Annotated in this window: 14 protein-coding genes and 3 pseudogenes; 8 read left to right on the top strand and 9 right to left on the bottom strand. The window is 64.2% G+C overall.

Annotated features, from left to right (window positions below; all coding sequences use genetic code 11):
- Nucleotides 1-89 precede the first annotated feature (89 nt).
- The 5 genes from ACMV_RS09885 to ACMV_RS09865 form a co-directional block, all read right to left on the bottom strand.
- On the bottom strand, nt 90-587 hold the full coding sequence (locus ACMV_RS09885; protein WP_231844367.1) for a D-arabinono-1,4-lactone oxidase: 498 nt from the start codon (nt 585-587) through the stop codon (nt 90-92).
- A gap of 146 nt (nt 588-733) precedes the next feature.
- On the bottom strand, nt 734-1,750 hold the full coding sequence (locus ACMV_RS09880; protein ID WP_007421341.1) for an IS1595-like element ISAcr1 family transposase: 1,017 nt from the start codon (nt 1,748-1,750) through the stop codon (nt 734-736).
- Nucleotides 1,751-1,780: 30 nt separating this feature from the next.
- Nucleotides 1,781-2,419, bottom strand: coding sequence for an FAD-binding protein (locus ACMV_RS09875; protein ID WP_013640338.1), 639 nt, complete (start codon nt 2,417-2,419; stop codon nt 1,781-1,783).
- Nucleotides 2,420-2,431: 12 nt separating this feature from the next.
- Nucleotides 2,432-3,187 carry an SDR family NAD(P)-dependent oxidoreductase gene (locus ACMV_RS09870; protein WP_231844365.1) on the bottom strand — a complete coding sequence of 252 codons (756 nt, stop codon included), beginning with the start codon at nt 3,185-3,187 and terminating at the stop codon, nt 2,432-2,434.
- 43 nt (nt 3,188-3,230) lie between these two features.
- A complete protein-coding gene (locus ACMV_RS09865) occupies nt 3,231-4,796 on the bottom strand; it encodes an APC family permease (RefSeq protein ID WP_013640336.1) in 1,566 nt (521 codons plus the stop codon).
- Nucleotides 4,797-4,985: 189 nt separating this feature from the next.
- Between ACMV_RS09865 and ACMV_RS09860 the strand changes: the two genes are divergently transcribed.
- The 3 genes and pseudogenes from ACMV_RS09860 (at nt 4,986) to ACMV_RS09850 (ending at nt 7,958) form a co-directional block, all read left to right on the top strand.
- Nucleotides 4,986-5,882 (top strand): helix-turn-helix transcriptional regulator, encoded by an 897-nt coding sequence (locus tag ACMV_RS09860; protein ID WP_013640335.1) that lies wholly within the window; start codon nt 4,986-4,988, stop codon nt 5,880-5,882.
- A gap of 756 nt (nt 5,883-6,638) precedes the next feature.
- Nucleotides 6,639-6,767 (top strand): annotated as a pseudogene (locus ACMV_RS21520) (DDE-type integrase/transposase/recombinase); the annotation flags it as partial.
- 360 nt (nt 6,768-7,127) lie between these two features.
- Entirely contained in the window at nt 7,128-7,958 is an 831-nt protein-coding gene (locus ACMV_RS09850) for a hypothetical protein (RefSeq protein ID WP_013640333.1), read from the top strand.
- A 23-nt stretch (nt 7,959-7,981) separates the two neighbouring features.
- Here the strand turns inward: ACMV_RS09850 and ACMV_RS21180 are convergent, their stop codons facing one another.
- Nucleotides 7,982-8,395, bottom strand: a complete 414-nt coding sequence (locus tag ACMV_RS21180; protein WP_152982804.1) for a hypothetical protein — start codon at nt 8,393-8,395, stop codon at nt 7,982-7,984.
- A 259-nt stretch (nt 8,396-8,654) separates the two neighbouring features.
- Here ACMV_RS21180 and ACMV_RS20600 point away from each other — a divergent pair.
- The 4 genes and pseudogenes from ACMV_RS20600 to ACMV_RS09820 all read left to right on the top strand — a co-directional run.
- A pseudogene (locus tag ACMV_RS20600) lies at nt 8,655-9,144 on the top strand (transposase); the annotation flags it as partial.
- Nucleotides 9,145-9,320: 176 nt separating this feature from the next.
- The gene (istA, locus tag ACMV_RS09830) at nt 9,321-10,823 is read left to right on the top strand and encodes an IS21 family transposase (RefSeq protein WP_013640087.1); all 1,503 of its coding nucleotides are present in this window, start codon (nt 9,321-9,323) and stop codon (nt 10,821-10,823) included.
- Entirely contained in the window at nt 10,820-11,695 is an 876-nt protein-coding gene (gene istB, locus ACMV_RS09825; RefSeq protein ID WP_013640088.1) for an IS21-like element helper ATPase IstB, read from the top strand. Before istA ends, istB begins: the two co-directional genes overlap by 4 nt.
- 68 nt (nt 11,696-11,763) lie before the next feature.
- Nucleotides 11,764-12,390, top strand: a pseudogene (locus ACMV_RS09820) (IS3 family transposase); the annotation flags it as partial.
- A gap of 199 nt (nt 12,391-12,589) precedes the next feature.
- Here the strand turns inward: ACMV_RS09820 and ACMV_RS09815 are convergent.
- Together ACMV_RS09815 and ACMV_RS09810 are read right to left on the bottom strand one after the other, a co-directional pair.
- Nucleotides 12,590-13,855 carry an MFS transporter gene (locus tag ACMV_RS09815; RefSeq protein ID WP_013640329.1) on the bottom strand — a complete coding sequence of 422 codons (1,266 nt, stop codon included), beginning with the start codon at nt 13,853-13,855 and terminating at the stop codon, nt 12,590-12,592.
- Between the two features lie 35 nt (nt 13,856-13,890).
- The gene (locus ACMV_RS09810; RefSeq protein ID WP_231844355.1) at nt 13,891-14,445 is read right to left on the bottom strand and encodes a winged helix DNA-binding protein; all 555 of its coding nucleotides are present in this window, start codon (nt 14,443-14,445) and stop codon (nt 13,891-13,893) included.
- A gap of 116 nt (nt 14,446-14,561) precedes the next feature.
- Here ACMV_RS09810 and ACMV_RS09805 point away from each other — a divergent pair, with 116 nt between their 5' ends.
- Complete coding sequence (locus tag ACMV_RS09805) at nt 14,562-18,206, top strand: hydantoinase B/oxoprolinase family protein (RefSeq protein ID WP_013640327.1); 3,645 nt, start codon at nt 14,562-14,564, stop codon at nt 18,204-18,206.
- On the opposite strand, the gene ACMV_RS09800 is transcribed toward ACMV_RS09805, so the two are convergent.
- Nucleotides 18,191-19,057, bottom strand: coding sequence for an amidohydrolase family protein (locus ACMV_RS09800; RefSeq protein WP_013640326.1), 867 nt, complete (start codon nt 19,055-19,057; stop codon nt 18,191-18,193). The two genes, ACMV_RS09805 and ACMV_RS09800, sit on opposite strands and share 16 nt — an antisense overlap.
- Nucleotides 19,058-19,098: the final 41 nt, after the last annotated feature.

Raw genomic sequence — 19,098 nt, 5'->3', positions numbered from 1 at the left:
GAGATTGGTTCGAGCAACGTTCCTTTTACAGTGCCCTTCGTGGGCTTGCCGTTGCCAGCCCCAGATCTGCTGGGTGTCGGCCTCGTCGCTCAGCCGAACAGTGCGCGCAGATGATCATTCAGGAATACACCACCCGGATCCATCTGACGGCGGAGTGCGCGGAAATCTTCGGCCTTGGGGTAGAGGGCGGTGACGTCCTCGGCGTCAAGGAAGTGCATCTTGCCCCAGTGCGGTCGCGAATTGTAGCGGCGTAAAATCGCGTCGACATCGCGCAGATAGTCCCAGTAATCGATCCCTGGCCCGCCGGAGACCGACAAAGTAACGCTGTCCTGCTGATGGAACGGGCTCATCCACGCCGGATCGCCCGCGGTGAAGCGAAACTCGATCGGGTAGATGCAGTTTGTGTGTTTGGTCAGCATCAGCTCGCGTACATCACGCAGGGCATCCTTCCCGTGTTCGGCCGGCACTGCGTATTCAAGTTCGTGGAAGTTCGGTACGTATTCGATCGGATAGATGTCCGAGCTATAGGCGATGCGCTCGAACGCACCCTCCGTCGGCGGGGCCTCGGTAATGTCCATCACTTTCATCTCGCAGACATCGGCAGTCTTATTCGTGCTGGAAACTGCCGCGGTGTCAGGGAGGCAGTAGAGGTGGCGGCTTTCCGGCACCGGGCACCAGAAGAAGCCGAAATGGCGATGGGTGGCGGCGAGTTCATCGCTTGCCTATCCGGTTGTTACCCACACCCACTAAATGTAGGGTGTGTCCATTCCCCGGAATAAAGCTCGTCAAAGGTTGGTGCGGCTGCCCTACCCGCGATTCCGAGCAGCGAGCGGAACGCGTTGAAGGGATAGAGGCGCCGGTTGAACCGAAACGTGAATTCATTGAGGTAGGCTTGTAGATGTTTGGCGCTGACCCCGTGATGGATGCCGTTGATCCAGGTCTTCAGGTTGGTAAAGACCAAGTGGACGATCGGCAGGAATTCTTCTGCCACCTCCGGGTCGCCGCATTCGGCGATTGCATGGTGGTCGAACCCGCGCCTTCCGAGACCGGCATAGCCGCTCCAGTCGTCGGTAACGATCAGCGATCCGGGAGCAACGGCGTTTTCGACGAATCCGCAGAGCGAATTGGCGCTACGGTCGGGGACAACAGCGAGACGAACGCGTCCCGCGTAGCGACCGTCTTTCCGATTGTCGAGCTTGGTTCCCGGTTTCCGGTGGCGCACCTCCACGGCACAGGCGACGAGAACCTTGTGATGGACACCCCGTCCATCGCCTCGGGTTCGTCCTCCAACCCACGTTTCATCCACTTCGACGTGTTCTTGCGGCGTGTCGCCAATCTTGTCGCGCTCGGGGCGCACCATCCCGGCGCGCAGCTTATGAAGGATGCCGAAGGCGGTCTCGTAGCGCGACAGGCCGAGTTGCCGCTGAAATTGGACGGCCGACATTCCGGGCGTCTGGCTGGCGATCAAGTAAGCCGCCCAGAACCAAGTCGACAGCGGCGTGTGACTGCGTTCCATAACGGTCCCAGCCATCAGGCTTACGTCTTTGCGACAGGCCCGGCAGCGCAGAACGCCCGGGCGCGCCTCGAAACGGAACGGCTCGCCAACGACGCCGCACCTTGGGCAGGCGAACCCTCCATTCCAGCGGGCGCTTTCGAGATAGGCGGCACAGGCCGCGTCGTTCGGGAAAATACGCTGGAATTCCGGCAGAGACTGCGGGAACGGCAGGTCTTCACGGGCCAGGACATCCATGCCCAACACTAGATCTAGTAGGTATGGGAGTCAACCGGATAGGCAAGGTTCATCGTAGCGCTCCATGCAAGTTTCGAAATCGTCGCGCCAGAGCCTTTCGTGCAGATTGTAGGCCGGCATCGCTTGCAGGGTGATTTCCGAAATCACTCCGAGCGTGCCGACCGCGACCCGCGATGCGTGCAGCATGCCCATGTCACGTTCATCTACGGTGAGGATAGCACCATCCGGCTGCACCAGCCGCATGGCGACAATCTGCGAGGCCATATTCGACAGACGTGCCCCAGTGCCGTGGGTGCCGGTGCAGAGCGCGCCGGCCACCGCTTGGGTGTCAATATCACCCTGGTTGACCAGCGACAGCCCGGCCGCCTTGAGCGCCCGACCCACCTCGCTGATCCGCGTGCCGGCGCTCACCGTGACGCGCTGGCGTTCGGTATCGATGGTTCGGATGCCAGTCATGCCGGCGAGGGTGAGCAGCAGCCCGCCGGTTGCGACGATAGGAGTGAAGGAATGACCCGAGCCAGCGCAGCGGATGTTCAAACCCTGCGCATGGGCTCGGGCTATCATTTCGGCCAGTTCGGCCTCGCTAGCGGGAGCCCCCTTATAGAGCGGCACACAGGATTGGTTGCCGACCCAGTTTCTCCAGAGACCACCTTTTTCGAACGCTGACATGAACACCTTCGCTCAGATCGAGGTAAAACAATTGTCGACGAACAGATGGGCGCCGCTAATGAAGCTCGCCTCAGGGCCAACAAGGAACAAGGCGGCTTGCGCGACCTCCTCCGGTCGGCACATCCGCCCTTGCTGCGCCGCGATCGCCGCCTCAGAAACATCGACGCCGATGCCGGAAAGCAGATCAAGTTCCCGTTCGCCATGAGCTGTTCGAATGAAACCGGGGCAAACCGCGTTGCAGCGGATGTTCCGGTCGCGATATTCCACCGCAATCGCGCGAGCGAACATGTGACAGGCACCCTTGGTGGTATCGTAGAGCACCTCGCCCGGCGTCGCCGCGACCGCCGAGATCGAGGAGGTGCAAACGATGCTACCCCCGCCCGCCGCGATCATCTGCGGCAGCACTGCACGGGTCATCAGGAACATGCTGCGCACGTTGATCGCCATCAGCCGGTCCCATTCTTCGGCCGTAGTGTCGAGAAACGGCTTAACGATCAGGGTACCGGCGTGGTTGAACAGCACGGTGATTGGCCCAAGAGCGTCGCTCACCATGCCAACGGCGGCTGTAACTGCGGCTTCATCCGACACGTCGGCGGCGGCGAACACCGCTTCATGCCCCGCCTCGCGCAGTGTTGTGGCCAAGGCTTCGCCGTCGCTGCCTGGCAGATCGACGATGCCGATCTTCGCCCCTTCGCTGGCGAACAGCACCGATGCCGCCCGCCCGCAACCTCCTGCACCGCCACTGACGACCGCGATCTTACCAGCCAACCGCCCGCTCATAGCATCCACCCTTTCGTCAGTGTCGGCATGTTCAGTCTCCGCTCCCTTCCAGTGCTTGTTCTTCCAGCGTGATCAGCTGGGCACGCTCGGCGATCTGCTCGCGGCTGATCGGCGGTCCCTGAAAGCGTTTGCGCTCGAAGCCGAACCAGATAACGGTGGTCAGCGCCAGCACGCCAAGGGTTACGGTCAGCGCCTGATTGTTCGGTGGCTGCACACCGACATAGAGCAGCACGGCAGCACCGATGATTGCGAGCACTGCGAACACCGGATAGAGCGGCCCGACATCGAACGGCCCCATCTGCGTCCAGCTGCGCCGGTAGGCGATCAGTCCCGCGACTATTGGCAGTAGATAGGAAATATAGAGGAAGATCACGCAGACCGCCGCGATCGTGGTGTAGACCGGTGCATAGACCGTGAAGCCGATCGAGAGCAAAGAGACCACCCAAATCGCAATCATCGGTGTACGGAAACTGTGACTCACTTTGCGCAGATAGCGTGAACCGGGCAGCCCGCCGTCACGCGAAAAGGCAAAGACCATGCGACTTGCAGAGGTGACGGTAGCGAGACCGCAGAGGTACTGTGCAATCGCAATAGCGATATAAAGCGGCAACTTCAGCCCGACCGGGATCGCGTGATCCATGATCCAGAAAAACGCGTTACCGCCTTGTGCCGCGGCCTTGTCCATGTTCGGCACCGCAAGAATCACAGCCGAGAGCATGACCCAGCCGAATAAGCCGGACCAGACCACGGAATGGATCATGCCCCGCGGAATCGAGCGAGCGGCGTTAATGGTTTCCTCGGCAGTGTGTGCCGAAGCGTCGAATCCAGTAACGGTGTAAGCCGGCAATAGGAGGCCGAGCAGGAACAGATAGGTGAGGTTGCCGGTGTGCGGCCAGGTACCGCCGCCGGCCTTGCCGCTGTAGTTCGCGAAGGTCCAGAGTCGCGAAAGGTCGAGATGCGGCGCATAGGCGAGCAAGGCGACGGTGAGCGCAATAGCGCTGCCAAAAATCAGATAGCCAGAAAAATCGGTTAGTTTCGAGGTGAGCCTGATCCCGAGATGGTTGACCAATCCTTGGCTTAGCGTGATGCCACCGACGATTATTGTCTGGGTCAGGATACTGTAGCCGGTCGGGATGCTGGGTGTGAGGGCGGCGGTGTCGATCCCCAGCGCCGGCGCGAGCGCCCCCAGCAAAAACAAATAAGTACCGACATTGATGGCTGCAAGCACGGTGATCAGCCCGATCAGATTGAACCAGGCGGTTATCCAGCCAAGAAACCGACCGCCGAGCAGCGAACCCCAGTGATACAACCCACCCGCCGTCGGATAGGCCGAGCCGATCTGCCCCATCGCAATCGCGAAAAATAGCGAGAATAGGCAGGAGAGTGGCCAGCCGATACCTATTGAGGCGCCGCCCACGCTTGCAATGCCTTGGCTGAACGAGTTGATGCCGCCGGAGACGATACAAATAATCGAGAAAGATATCGCGAAGTTTTGGAACGTCCGCATTCGGCGGGCAAGTTCTTGAGCATAACCCATTTGGTGCAGCGTCGCTGTATCTTGATCGAGCACGCGGATATCATCGGGTCGTTCGGACATGATCGGTCTCCCAAAATTCGATGAAGGCACCGGGTAAGCTGACGTGAGCCCCCCTAAGCGCGCTTCGCTCCTGACGATCTTCCGCTCTTTGAGAGGCGGGTTATGATATGATGAATTTGTGACGTCGCCGGATAAAACTCGCTATATCCCGAAAGGGATACGAGGGCTGTAGGGATCTAGGAGTGACGGATGACCGGATATCCAGATGAACCGGCCGCTAATATGTCGGTGGCACGCGAAGCTGACACGATCGCAGCTGTAATTGGGCGAATCGGGACGCCAGATTTGCTGCTCACGCTTGATCAGGTGCTGAAATCTATCGCGGATTTCGATCTCTCCGTAGTCTTCGGCTATCCGTACGGCGAATGCCCGCGCCTGCTACACAATGGCTATGGTGCACACGCGACACACGAGGCGCTCGATGCCTACCTGCGTGGCGCCTATCTGCTTGATCCGTTCTATACCGCGAGCGTACACGGTCATTCACCCGGACTGTGGCGGATGCGCGAACTCGCACCAGATGATTTTTTCCAGTCGGATTTTTACGGTTCGTCCGAGGTCCACCCTTGTATTTCGCTCGAACCGGGGTCTTTGGTCGAGGAAATCGGATTTCTGGTGCCGCTGCCCTGTGGCTTCACCGCCGCCTATTCGCTGATGCGCAAAACGGGGCGGCCGCCATTCAACGAAGGCGAAATGAGCCGTCTGCGCGCGTTTGAACCTATAGTACGCGAGGCGCTGCGCAGCCATTGGCGGCAACTCGACAGCAGCGCTCCGGTAAGCCCACCCGGCGGCGGCCTGGAAGCGGCTTTCGCTCGATTCGCGCAGGATTATCTGACTTATCAACAGCGCCGGATCGTCCAGCTCATCCTGCGCGGCCACAGCACGCTCTCGATCAGCACAATTATTGGCAGCACCGAAGGCACCGTCAAAATTCATCGGAAAAATATCTATCGGCGGCTCGGAATTTCGAGCCAAAGTGAATTGTTTGGCTGTTTCATCAAGAGCTTATTCGGCGATGAGCGGTCATGTCCGGATTCCATTTCTGGGCGATCCGACTGCCCGCCGGCGACGAGTTTTCGGAGATGAGCGATCCGGCAAGTGGGGCTCCAAGTGCGTAGAGGATATCGGGTTGAGCGGACCAGGCGGTCGAGCCGGGTGACCATTGATGGTATCATCGGCCTCCAGCCCGTCGATCACCTTGCGGAGCTGGACGCCGTCGGTCCTGGCGTCGCGTCGCTAGCAGTTTCCTAGAAGACCTTCCCGCAGCCGGCGGCTTTCAGATGGGTGACCTGGGGGACCACGCTCTGCCCATCGGTGGAGACCCGGGCATACGCATAAATCATGCAGGAACTATGGATTGGCCGGCCCCCGATGAGTGGCCAGAGTTGAAGTTTGGCCGAACGCATTCAAGCGCCTGCCTGAATCGGAGTGGCGGCTGTGTGGCAAAGAGCGTGCGGCGGATACTTTACGGGCGGGCTGTATTCAGGAGCAAGTTAAGGTGGTTGCGGGGATATGAAACCACCGAGAGTTGATGCGCGTATGCTGCCGAGCACGACGAGAAACTCTCGTTGGCGATGGGCATGAGCGTCAAGGCCGGTGACAGGTCCTATGGTGCGCGTGGAGTGATGTACGTGAAGAGGGCCTGGTCTGCGGCCAGCACCGTGTTGAGCAGCTGATGCTCGAGAACGGCTTCCCGGCGCGCCCGAAGCGCCGCGCCTAGGCGAAGGACAAAGGCGAGCGCGCGATGATCCCGACAACATCCTTGATCGGGAGTTCTCCGCCGCCCGGCCAACCTAAAAATGGCAGGTCCGCTTCATTTATATTTGGGCCACCGCAGGATGACTGTACGTGGCCGTGGTTCATTGTCTCTTCTCCAGACGCATCATCGGCTGGTCGATGAAGACAGAGCGCGACGCTGCGCTGGTCATAGATGCGTTGAGGATGGCCGTCTGGCGCCGCGGCAATACTTCTTCATCCAGATCGGCTATGTCACCCTCATGGAGTTTAAGGCCCAGGCTATGCTAATTTATTGCCCATAAAATCGGCAGCAGCTCAGTCGGACTCGGTAGCCGCGCCGGACGTCCGGCGGAAGGGTAGTGTGATTTCATATGGACCGTTTCGTAATTCGGTAGAGGCAAAGAACGGGATCAACGCTCTTATTCGGAAGAAATTTGGCTTTGCCCGCACGACAAAAATGGGAATCGTCTGGCAGGAAGGCGATGCGTGCACCATGCTCCAGCCAGCGTTGCCCCATCCTAGCGGCTATTCAGAAATGATGGTGGAGGAGGTCGGTCACGCCCGGAAAACGCCGTCGATCGGCTCGATGGCCTGGTGGATACAACCGACACCGTGGTTGCCTATATGGCGCTCGAGGCCTTTACTACGGCGATTGCTGTTGTGGTGGGAGTGGTTGCGGATATCGCCGTCGGGGCGGGAGCCATATGCCTGATCACGTTTCTGGGCGTGGAGGCATTGGATGCGATTGCCTTTCTGGCTGCAGACGGGGCCATGACAATACCGGAAGCCAGAGATAGATTGACCGGCGGTAATCGTGCTGAACAGCCAGTCAAGAGTCATGCACTCTATAATCCCATCGAGACGTGGGGACCGGTGATTGCCCTGCCCGCAGTCGGCCGCGATATCTGGGAGTTGTTCAGATTGTCCGGGAAAATACGGCTTGTGAGCGATCTGCGGTCGCAGATGATCACGCATGGCAAGGCGGTGCTGCGCGAGATGCGGGCGACCGAAGCGTTCATTGGCGCCGAGGGCGATGCGGCACTTCGCGATTCCTATGCGTTTCTGAAAAGGAGCGTTCACGAAATGCGAGAGTCTCTGGTCGAGGTCGGGCGGGATTTCAACCGGCTGAGGCTGATGGGCGCGCCCGGTGACGGCCTGTCGCTGGTCAATGACGTGGTCAACTGGCACGACATAAAGGACGGTGTCATGGGCGATGTCGACGCGATTGGCATGTGGCTTTATTCGGGTGCCGGGCGGATTGCCGCAGGTGTGGCGCCGCAGCTATCCACACCCTATGCGGCGGAACGGTTCAGCGGAGCTGACCGGATGCACGGCGATCCGAAGGTAAGGATACACAGCTCGGTACGGATCACCATGCATCTGATCAGCGGGATGCATGTCAGGTCGAAAAAGGCCGAACGATGAGAGATCCTCGGTCTGGCCCGGCTTCATCGTTCGGAGAGCGGCAGTGGGAGGCACGCTTGTTCGGAGGATATCTGTTCTTTGCCGTCGCGTGTTCCGCGTTCACGTTCATGACAGGATCGATTCTGATTTTTCGCGGCAGCATCCATTTTGACGGCGACCTTATGACCATCGGCTGTGTCAGCGGCGGTATTCTGGCCATGGTCTTCGCCTATTTCGGGGCGCTTCGAAAGCACATGATCGTAATTCCCATCCTGAAATGATGGACGATCATCACGCTGCCCCTTCAGATCATCGTGTTTCTGGTGGCGCTGGGAGCAATGTTTCATTACGGCTTCTATAATCCAGATCATCAGGAGTTCGACAGCGGTTTGGCCGCCTTCCTTTCGCTGATCGGTTTGTTTTTCGGGGTGTACGGAGTGGTCCGCGGGGCGCGGCATCGCTGGTTCGGGCATGTGCTTCAGCGGGATTATCTTCGGTGAGACGCCGCTTTGGGAGTTCGGTGGGGCCGATCGGACGTGAAGCAATCCGAAGGAGAGGATACACAGTACGACGCTGTACGTGGCGGTAGAGAAGTAGGCCACGTAGCGGCGGCATTTTGCGCTGCGTGGCGGTGTAAAAACTGGCCACCTGTAAGGTCGCCCTTTGCGGATGGGGCGGCCGGGAGTGTTTTCGGTGAAGTTTATACGGCAAAAGCTGATCTGCCCCGTTCTGATTGGTCCGGAAGAGATCATCGCAAGTTGCGCGAGGCTGAGATTGTTCTGGCGCAGGGCGGGACGGTTGGGGATGCGTGCCGTCGGATCGGCGTTACCGAGCAGAGCTATTATCGGTGGCGCAAGGAGTATGGCGGCCTCAAGATGGACCAGGCGCGTCGCATGAAGGAACTGGAGCGGGAGAACGCTCGGCTGAAGCGTCTGGTGGCCGATCTGTCGCTGGACAAGGCGATCCTGACGGAGGCGGCACGGGGAAACTTCTGAGCCCCGTGCGGCGCCGGCGCTGTATCGATCACATCAGAGGAACGATGTCTGTCTCCGAGCGGCGGGTGTGCCGCGTGCTCGGACAGCATCGATCGACGCAGCGCAAGGTGCCACGCGGGGCGGATGACGAGGCGGCCCTGACCGGGGACATCATCGCCCTGGCCCGGCAATATGGTCGTTACGGTTATCGGCGGGTGACGGCTATCGCGCGACAATCAACTTGAGAATCCAGCGTCAATCAGGATGAGAATGCGGCTGGGGAGGCACCGGCGGAGGGCGTAGCCCGGAGCCGGTGCCTCCCCAGCCGGGCGGCGTCCTTGCCAGGGCGCCGCCGTGGTCGCGGCCGTCTGGGCCGCGGAGGATACCTCGTCACAACGGGGAGACCTTCGTGCCCGGCCGCCACATCAACGACCACCAGAAGAGGCTTTTCATGAGATATCGACAGACAGACGGCGTTGCCCTGGCGGCCGCCAAGGCCGGCTTCAGCACGGCCGCGGGCTACCGGCTCGAGCAGGAGCGGCACTTACCGTCATCGCCGAAGCCGCCGCGCGGCCGGCGCCGCCCGGATCCGCTGGCGACGATCTTCGACGCTGAGGTGGTGCCGCTGCTGGAAGCCGCGCCCGGCCTCAGGGCCGTGGCGATCTTCGAGGAGATGTGCCGGCGGCATCCCGATCTCGCCCCGGGTGTCCGGCGGACGCTCGAGCGGCGTATCCGCACCTGGCGCGCGCTGCACGGGCCGGAGCAGGAGGTCATCTTTCGCCAGACCCATGAGCCGGGCGCGATGGGCCTGTCCGACTTCACCGACATGAACGAGCTCGGCATCATCGTCGCCGGCGCCCCGCTCGACCACCGGCTCTATCACTTCCGCCTGGTCTGGTCCGGCTTCGAGCACGCCCATGTCATCCTGGGCGGCGAGAGCTACGTCGCCCTCGCCGAGGGGCTGCAGAACGCCCTCTGGCTTCTGGGCGGCGCCCCGCGCGAACATCGCAGCGACAGCCTCTCCGCCGCCTTCCGCAACCTCACCGCCGAGAACGTCGCCGACCTGACCCGCCGATATGACGCGCTCTGCACCCATTACGGCATGACCCCGTCGCGCAACAATCGCGGTGTCGCTCATGAGAACGGCGCCATCGAAAGCCCCCACGGCCATCTCAAGCGCGCGGTCCGCGACGCCCTTCTCCTGCGTGGCAGCACAGTCTTCGTCGACCTCGAAGCCTATCGCCGCTTCATCGCCGAGATCGTCGGCCGCCAGAACCGGCGCCACGCCGAGCGCATCGACGCCGAGCGCGCCGCCCTGCAGAAACTCCCCGATCAGCGCACCGCCGATTACGAGGAGACCGTCGTCACCGTCACCTCCTCCGGCGGCTTCACCCTCAGGAAGGTCTTCTACACCGTCCCCTCCCGCCTGATCGGCCAGCGGCTCCGCGTCCGCCTCTATGACAACCGGCTCGAGCTGTTCCTCGCCGCCACCCCGCTGATGACACTCCCCCGCGGCCGGCCACAACCGGATGGCAGGCACGGCCACGTCGTCGACTACCGCCACGTCATCCACAGCCTGCGCCGCAAGCCGATGGCGCTGCTCAATCTCGTCTATCGCCACCAGCTCTTCCCGCGCGATGCCTATCGCCGGACCTTCGAGCACCTGCTCGAGCAGACACCGCCCAGGGACGCGTGCAGGATCATGGTCGAACTCCTCGCCATCGCCCATGAGCGCGCCTGCGAGGCTGAACTCGCCAGCGTCCTCGCCGCCGATATCAAAGCCGGCCGTCAGCCCGACCTCAAGGCCATCCGCCAGCGCTTCGCACCCGATCCTGCCAGCCTGCCCGCACTCACCATCCCGACCATGCCGCTCGCCAGCTATGACATCCTGCTCCAGGGAGCAGCCGCATGAGCGAGACCGCACGCACCGTCGACGCCCAGCGCCTTACCCTGCTGCTCAACGAGCTCAGGCTCCCCGCCATCAAGCAGGTCTGGCCCGACTTCGCCGCCCGCGCCGACAAGGAAGCATGGCCCGCCGCACGCCTCCTCGCCACGCTCGCCGAGCACGAGGTCGCCGAGCGCGACCGCAGGCGCATCGAGCGCCACCTCCTCGAAGCCAGGCTGCCGCCCGGAAAGACCATCGCCACCTTCACCTTCGAGGCCGTGCCGATGATCTCCAAGGCCCAGATCCTCGCCCTCTGCTCCGGCGACGGATGGCTCGAGACCGGCGCCAATCTCCTCGCCTTCGGCCCACCCGGCGGAGGAAAGTCCCATCTCGCCGCAGCCATCGGCCTCGCCCTCGTCGAGAATGGCTGGCGCGTGCTGTTCACCCGCACCTCCGACCTCGTCCAGAAGCTCCAGATCGCACGTCGTGAACTCGCCCTCGAGGCCACCATCGCCAAGCTCGACAAATTCCACCTGCTGATCCTCGACGACCTCGCTTACGTCACCAAGGATCAGGCCGAAACCTCGGTTCTCTTCGAACTCATCAGCGCACGCTACGAGCGTCGCTCCCTGATGATCACCGCCAACCAGCCCTTCGGTGAGTGGGGCAAGGTCTTCCCAGATCCCGCCATGACACTCGCCGCCGTCGACCGCCTCGTCCACCACGCCACCATCTTCGAGATGAACGTCGAAAGCTATCGCCGCAAAACCGCCATCCAACGACGAGCCGGACCAGGACGCCCACCCACACGCGCGACAATCAACGAAAACATCAGATTGTCGCTCCACGACAATCAAGTCGCCGAAACACGCTTGCCAGCATCAAACCAATCCGATTAACGTTCCGAGGTCGCGATCACTTTCTCATCCTGATCGCCGCGCTTCTCATCCTGATTGTCGCGCTACAGACGGCCTTGCTGCGAGATGCGGGATGGCATGTGAACCGCAAGCGGGTCGAGCGGATCTGGCGGCGCGAGGGTCTCAAGGTGCCGCAAAGGCAGCCGAAGTGCTCACGCATCTGGCTCAATGACGGGTCATGTATCCGGCTGCGGCCTGAGTATCCCGGCCATGTGTGGTCCTACGACTTCGTCGAGGGACGGACCCACGACGGCCGCAAGTTCCGGATCCTGTCGATCATCGACGAGGCCAGCCGGGAGTGCCTGGCCCTGCCGGTCGCGCGACGGCTCAGGAGCGAGGATGTGCTGGGCGCTCTGGCCGAGCTGTTCGTCACCAGGGGGCCACCCGCTCATATACGGTCGGATAATGGTCCCGAATTCATCGCCCGGGCTGTGCGGCAATGGCTCGGGAAGGCCAGTGTGAAGACGCTGTACATCACGCCAGGTTCGCCATGGGAAGACGGATACTGCGAATCCTTCAACGGCTCGCTGCGTGATGAGCTACTCAACGGGGAGATCTTCTACACACTGGTGAAAGCGAAGGTCCTGATCGAGGCTTGGCGGTGGCACTACAACATCGTCGGGCCGCACAGTTCGCTCGGATACCGGTCCCCAGCGCCAGAGGTGAAATTGCACTAACTTTCAACCCGGCCCACTCAGTGTAGCCGGTCATGCGCCCAGGTGGATCCGCACGCGCCGGCTTCGGTGGCGGCATCGTTCCGCTCGCGCCGGACATGGCGCGGATGCACCTGCTCGACGCCGAAAGCGGCCTCGTCGTGTAACCATCGCGCGCCCTTGCGGGCGCGCGCGGCTTGCGCTCGGCCTGTCCTGCGCCGCCTTACGCGGTCAGCACGCGTCCCCGCGTCTCCGGCAGGGCGAGAGCGGCGAGGAAGAACAGGGTATAGGCCGTAACCGCAAAGATCGCGATGGCGTTGCCATACCCAACCGATTTGGTGAGAAAGCCGATCAACGCCGGAAACAGCGCGCCGAGGCCGCGGCCGAAATTGTAGCAGAACCCCTGGCCCGAGCCGCGCAGGCGGGTCGGGAACAGCTCGGTCAGGAACGGGCCCATGCCCGAGAAATAGCCGCTGGCGAAGAAGCCGACGGGAAAGCCGAGGATCAGCATCGCATCGTTGGGGATGTCGATCTGGGTGTAGGTGATGATAGTGATGATCGCGCCCGCCGAGAAGATCAAGAACAGCATGCGCCGCCCCAGCCGGTCGGACAGCCATGCCCCCGTGAGGTAGCCGACGAAGCTGCCGAGAATCAGTACCGCGAGATAGGGCGTGCTGCCGACGATGCTCAGATGCCGATCCACCTTCAGGAAGGTCGGCATCCAGAAGGTGATGGCGTAGTAGCCGCCCTGCGCACCCGTGGAGAGCAGCGCGCCGAGAATAGTGACGAGAAGGGTTTCGCGCCCGAAGATCGCCAGCAGCCCGGGCGAGGCGTTCCGCCGCGCGGCGATGGCGATCGCCGGCTCGGCGACGTTGCGCCGTAGATAGAGTACCAGCAGCGCCGGCAACGCGCCGATCGCGAACATCACCCGCCAGGCAATCGCCGCGGGGGCCAGCGAAAACACGATCGCCTGCGACAGCACGGCAAGCCCCCAGCCCACCGCCCAGGCTGATTGCACCGACCCCACCGCGCGCCCGCGATAGGCCGGGCGGATGACCTCGCCCATCAGGATGGCGCCGGCCGCCCACTCGCCGCCGAAGCCGAAGCCGAGCAGGGTGCGGGTGATGACGAGCTGGTCGAAATTCTGCGCAAGGGCAGAGAGTAGACTGAAGGCGGAGAACCACAGGATGGTGATCTGCAGCACTCTCACCCGACCAATACGGTCGGACACGTAGCCGGCAATCCAGCCGCCGACGGCGGAGGCCAGCAGGGTCAGCGTCGCCGCCAGCCCGGCCGGGCCGGGCGCTACCGACCATTGATGCATGATCGTGCCGATCACCAGCGGGTAGATCATGAAATCCATCCCGTCGAGGCCCCAGCCGCCGGCGCAGGCGCGGAAGGTGCGCCACTCCGCCGGGTTCATCTCCTTGAAAAATGCGCCGAGCCCGCCGCGCGTCGCGGCTTCCTCCACGCTTGTCTCGCTCGCCATTGCCATTTCCCCTCTGTTGCTGGATTGTTGCGTTATCAGAATGTCGCGGCTGCCCGCGCCGCCTGGTTATAGATGCCGGAGAGGGCGCGGAGAACGGTTGCTACATCTTCGAGTGAAGTCTCGCCAGGCCCGGTCGCAGCGGCCGCCTCGACCAGCAGGCGCTCGCGGATCTCGCCGTAGCGGGCGCAGAGCGCGATGCCGGCGGCGCTGGCGCTCACACGCTTTTCCTTGCCCGCGCGCTCGACCTCGATCAGCCCGGCCGCCGCCAGCTTGCGCAACGCGTAGGTGACGAGATGCGTCTCCTCGATGTCAAGCACGAGCATGATGTCGGCGATCTGCTTCGGCCGGTCGCGATGGCGGACGGTGTGCAGGATCAGCACTTCGAGCGGCGAAAGCCCCGGCAGCCCAGCCGCCGCCATGCAGCGCACCATCCAGCGCTGATAGGCCATCGTCGCGAGGTTGAGGCCGAATTCCACCGCCGACAATCCGGGCGACCGCCCCGCCGCCAGATGCGCGGAAGACACCACGGGCTCTCCCGCCACCTTGCTTGCGGGTTTCTGCGCCGCGTTGCGTCCGGGTTTTGCCGCCAAGGCCGCCTCCTCGATTTTATTCCAGCCCGACATTGACAATTTGTCGATAAATCGTCAATAAAAAATTTCAATGGCGCCATCGCTCGCTGCTTGCGCCAGGCAGGGGAGGAACCCGCATGCAGACCGGCCCGGCGACCGCTTCATCCGAACCCGCGCCCCGCTGGCGATTCTGGATCGACCGCGGCGGCACCTTCGCCGACATCGTGGCGATCGCGCCGGACGGCGCGCGGCGGACGCTCAAGCTGCTGTCCGAAAACCCCGGCAGCTATGATGACGCGGCGATAGCCGGAATCCGCATCTGCCTTGGCCTCGGGCAGGACGATCCGATGCCGGTGGATGCGATCGAGGCGGTCAAGATGGGCACCACCGTCGCCACCAACGCGCTGCTCGAGCGCAAGGGCGCGCGGGTGCTGCTGCTGACCGATCGGGGCTTGGGCGATGTGTTGCGGATCGGCACCCAGGCGCGGCCCGACCTCTTCGCGTTCGACATCCGGCTGCCGAGCATGCTCTACGAGCGCGTGGCCGAAATCGGCGGGCGCATCGGCGCCGATGGCGCCGAGATCGAGACGCTTGACGAAGCGGCGGCGATTGCGGCCCTGACCGGCGCGCGGGCGGCGGGGATCGAGAGCGTCGCCATCGCGCGGATGCACGCGTGGCGCCATCCGGCGCATGAGCTGCGGCTGGCGCAACTCGCCGCCGATCTCGGCTTTCGCCAGATCTCCGCGAGCCATGCGGTCAGCCCGGTGCTCCGGCTGGTCCCGCGCGGCGACACCACGGTGGCGGATGCCTATCTCTCGCCCGTCCTGCGCCGCTATGTCGATCGTGTCGCCGCCGGCCTGCCGGGCGCGCGGCTGTTCTTCATGCAGTCGCATGGCGGCCTCGCCGAGGCGCACCACTTCACCGGCAAGGATGCGATCCTCTCCGGCCCTGCGGGCGGCATCGTCGGTGCCGTCCGCACCGCTCAGATGGCCGGGATAGACCGCATCATCGGGTTCGACATGGGCGGCACCTCCACCGATGTCGCGATCCATGACCGCGCCTACGAGCGAAGCCTCGAGACCGAAATCGCCGGCGTGCGGCTGCGGGTGCCGATGCTGTCGATCAACACTGTCGCCGCCGGCGGCGGCTCGGTTCTCGGCTTCGATGGCGCCCGTCTGCGCGTCGGGCCCGACAGTGCCGGGGCGAATCCCGGCCCCGCCTGCTACCGGCTGGGCGGCCCGCTGACCGTGACCGACGCCAATCTCTTCCTCGGCAAGCTGGCGCCGCATCACTTCCCGAAGATTTTCGGCCCCACCCATGACGAGGCGCTGGATGCCGCGGTGGTGCAGCAGAAATTCACTGAGCTCGCCGCCGAAGTCGCCGCCGCAACCGGCACCGCGCAGACGCCGGAGCGCATCGCCGAGGGGTTCATCAGCATCGCCGTTGCGCATATGGCGCAGGCCATCAAGCAGATCTCGATCCAGAAGGGGCGCGACCCGGCGGCGTTCGCGCTCGCCTGTTTCGGCGGCGCCGGCGGTCAGCACGCCTGCCTCGTCGCCGAGGCGCTGGGCATGCGGACCATCCTGATCCACCCGCTCGCCGGCGTGCTGTCGGCCTATGGCATGGGTCTGGCTGACCAGATCGTGCTGCGCGAGCAGGCGGTGGAACGCGAGCTGAGCGCCGATTCCGTGGCGTCGATCGAGGAGGTGGCCGCCGGCCTCGCCCGCGCCGCCGCCACCGCCCTGGCCGAGCAGGGGGTCGATCCCGGCGTCGTGCGGACGCTGCGCCGCGCCCAGCTGCGCTATGCCGGCACCGACACGCCCCTGCCGGTGACCCTGGACGATGCAACTGCCATGCGCGCCGCGTTCGAGGCCGCGCATCGCCGCCTGTTCGGCTTCGTCGCGGCGGACCGCGCGCTGATCGTCGAGAGCGTCGAGGTCGAGGCCGTGGCGCCGGGCGAGAAGGTGACAGAGCAGATGCTGCCCGCCCGCGCGTCCGGCCGGCCGGAGCCGATCGACCATATCCGCCTCTACAGCCGCGGCACCTGGCACAACGCCCCGGTATTCGACCGCGAGGCCCTGTTCGCCGGCGATACGGTGGACGGCCCGGCAATGCTGCGCGAGGCCAACGCCACCACCATCGTCGAACCCGGCTGGCGCGCCGAAATCACCCCGCACAACCACCTGCTCATCACGCACCGCGCCGCAATCAGGACTGCCGCCAGCGCCGATGACGCCAGCCTCGATCCGGTGCGCCTCGAACTGTTCAACAACCTGTTCATGGCCGTCGCCGAGCAGGCCGGTGCGGTGCTGCGCAACACCGCAAGCAGCGTGAACATCAAGGAGAGGCTCGATTTCTCCTGCGCGCTGTTCGACGCCGAGGGCAATCTCGTGGCGAATGCGCCGCATGTCCCGGTGCATCTCGGCGCGATGGGCGAAAGCGTGCGGACCGTGCTGCGCCGCCGCGGCGCGGCTCTCAGGCCCGGCGATGCCATCGCGCTGAACAACCCGTTCGACGGCGGCACCCATCTGCCGGACATCACCGTCATTACCCCGATCTTCGACGATGCGGGCACCACGCTGCGCGGCTTTCTGGCGTCGCGCGGGCATCATGCCGATATCGGCGGCCGAACCCCGGGGTCGATGCCGCCCTTCGCCACCACGCTGGAAGAGGAAGGCGTGGTGATCGACGACATGAAGCTGGTCGATGCCGGCGTGTTCCAGGAAGAGGCGCTGCGCGCGGTGCTCTCCGGTGCCGCCTATCCGGCCCGCAACCCCGATGAATGCGTGGCCGATCTCAAGGCCCAGCTCGCCGCCAACGAAGCGGGCATCGCCGCGTTCCGGGCCATGGTCGACCAGTATGGCTGGCCCACCGTCGCCGCCTATATCGCGCATGTGATGAACAACGCCGAGGCCTCGGTCCGCCGCGCCATCGGCCGGCTGCGCGACGGCAGCTGGGACTACCGGATGGACGATGGCGCGCGGCTCATGGTCGCCATCAGGGTCGACCGCGCCGCCGGCACCGCCACCATCGATTTCACCGGCACCGCGCCGCAGCACAAGGGCAATTTCAACGCCCCGCCCGCCGTCACCCGCGCGGCCGTCCTCTACGTGTTCCGCTGCCTCGTCGACGATGAAATCCCGCTGAACGAAGGCTGCCTCCGGCCGCTCACCATCATCATCCCCGCCGGCAGTTTCCTCAACCCGGCACCCGGTGCGGCTGTGGTCGCCGGCAACACCGAGGTCAGCCAGGCGGTGACGGCGGCGCTGCTCGGCGCGCTCGGCGTCGTCGCGTCGGCGCAGGCGACGATGAACAACCTGCTCTTCGGCAACGCCCGCCACCAATATTACGAAACCATCTGCGGCGGCGCCGGCGCCGGGCCGGATTTCGACGGGTGCGACGCCGTCCATACCCACATGACCAACACGCGCATGACCGATCCCGAGGTGCTTGAACTCCGCTACCCGGTGCGCGTCGAAACCTTCGAGATCAGGCGCGGCTCCGGCGGCGCCGGGCGGCATCGCGGCGGCGATGGCGTGCGCCGCAGGCTGCGCTTTCTCGAACCGATGACCGTGACGATCCTCGCCTCGCGCCGCACCGTGCCGCCCTTCGGTATGGATGGCGGCGCTCCCGGCGCGGCCGGCCGGCAATGGGTCGAGCGCGCGGAGGTTGGGGGCGAGGTCAGGATCGAGGCCATGGGCGGCCGCGACCAGGCGACGATCGCCGCCGGCGATTCCGTCGTCATCGAAACCCCCGGCGGCGGCGGTTACGGAAACCCGTAGAGCCGGTGGGCGTTGGTGGTGAGGATGCGGTCCCGGACCGCGTCATCCGGCGCCCAGTCCGCCAGCAGGTCGAGCAGGTCGCCGACATTGGGCATATGCGCCCAGTTCGCGACATGAGGCCAGTCCGACCCCCACACGCACCGCTCGGGTGCTGCCCCGACCAGCGCGCGGGCAAGCTCAACGGTCCGCGCATAAGGCGGCCCGTCCAGCCGATAGGCACCCGAGAGTTTGACCCAGCCGCCATCGCGCACCAGGCCGAGCATGGTGTCGAAGCCCCGCCGCCCGGCATCCCCGGCAACCGAGAAATGGCCCATGTGGTCGATCACGAACGGCACGCGCAGGCGGCTCAGCCGGCCGGCGCGGTCGCCGAGCGCGCGAACATCGGTCAGGAACTGGAGGTGCCAGCCATGCTCGGCGCAGATCGCCTCGTAGCGGTCGAGCTGGTCGAACCCGACCCCGCCGCCGAACAGCGTGTTGATCCGCAGCCCCACGACGCCTGCCTCCGCCATCGCCCGCCATGCCTGCGCCGGCAGGTCGGGCGGGCTTACCGCAATGCCCCGCAAGCGGGCGCGATGCGCCGCCACGGTCTCCAGCATCAGCCGGTTGTCGGTGCCATGCACGCTGACCTGCACCAGCACGCCATGGGTCATGCCGGTGGCGTCGAGCATCGCGAGATAGGCCTCCGGCGTCGCCGGCGGCGGGGTGTAGCTCCGTTCGGCGACATAGGGGTGTTGCGGCGGCGCGCCGATGACATGCGCATGCGTATCGACCGCGCCATGCGGCACCCTGAACCGCGCGGGACCGTGCGGGGAGGGGGCGGGGCGGGGGCAGAGAGGGCCTGGTTCGTCCATGGATGAATCCTCGCTTGCGCCCCGGGGCGCGTCAAGCGGCA

This window comes from Acidiphilium multivorum AIU301, assembly GCF_000202835.1.
Classification (GTDB): Bacteria; Pseudomonadota; Alphaproteobacteria; order Acetobacterales; family Acetobacteraceae; genus Acidiphilium; species Acidiphilium multivorum.
Note: the sequence above shows the minus strand (reverse complement) of the source record. Positions and strands in the feature narration are given on the sequence as shown.

Bases quoted from the DNA above. Each gene is read 5' to 3' on its own strand.
- ACMV_RS09885 (WP_231844367.1), bottom strand. From the start codon at position 587: ATGAAAGTGATGGACATTACCGAGGCCCCGCCGACGGAGGGTGCGTTC.
- ACMV_RS09880 (WP_007421341.1), bottom strand. From the start codon at position 1,750: ATGGATGTCCTGGCCCGTGAAGACCTGCCGTTCCCGCAGTCTCTGCCG.
- ACMV_RS09875 (WP_013640338.1), bottom strand. From the start codon at position 2,419: ATGTCAGCGTTCGAAAAAGGTGGTCTCTGGAGAAACTGGGTCGGCAAC.
- ACMV_RS09865 (WP_013640336.1), bottom strand. From the start codon at position 4,796: ATGTCCGAACGACCCGATGATATCCGCGTGCTCGATCAAGATACAGCG.
- ACMV_RS09860 (WP_013640335.1), top strand. From the start codon at position 4,986: ATGACCGGATATCCAGATGAACCGGCCGCTAATATGTCGGTGGCACGC.
- ACMV_RS21180 (WP_152982804.1), bottom strand. From the start codon at position 8,395: ATGCCGCGCCCCGCGGACCACTCCGTACACCCCGAAAAACAAACCGAT.
- istB (WP_013640088.1), top strand. From the start codon at position 10,820: ATGAGCGAGACCGCACGCACCGTCGACGCCCAGCGCCTTACCCTGCTG.
- ACMV_RS09815 (WP_013640329.1), bottom strand. From the start codon at position 13,855: ATGGCGAGCGAGACAAGCGTGGAGGAAGCCGCGACGCGCGGCGGGCTC.
- ACMV_RS09805 (WP_013640327.1), top strand. From the start codon at position 14,562: ATGCAGACCGGCCCGGCGACCGCTTCATCCGAACCCGCGCCCCGCTGG.
- ACMV_RS09800 (WP_013640326.1), bottom strand. From the start codon at position 19,057: ATGGACGAACCAGGCCCTCTCTGCCCCCGCCCCGCCCCCTCCCCGCAC.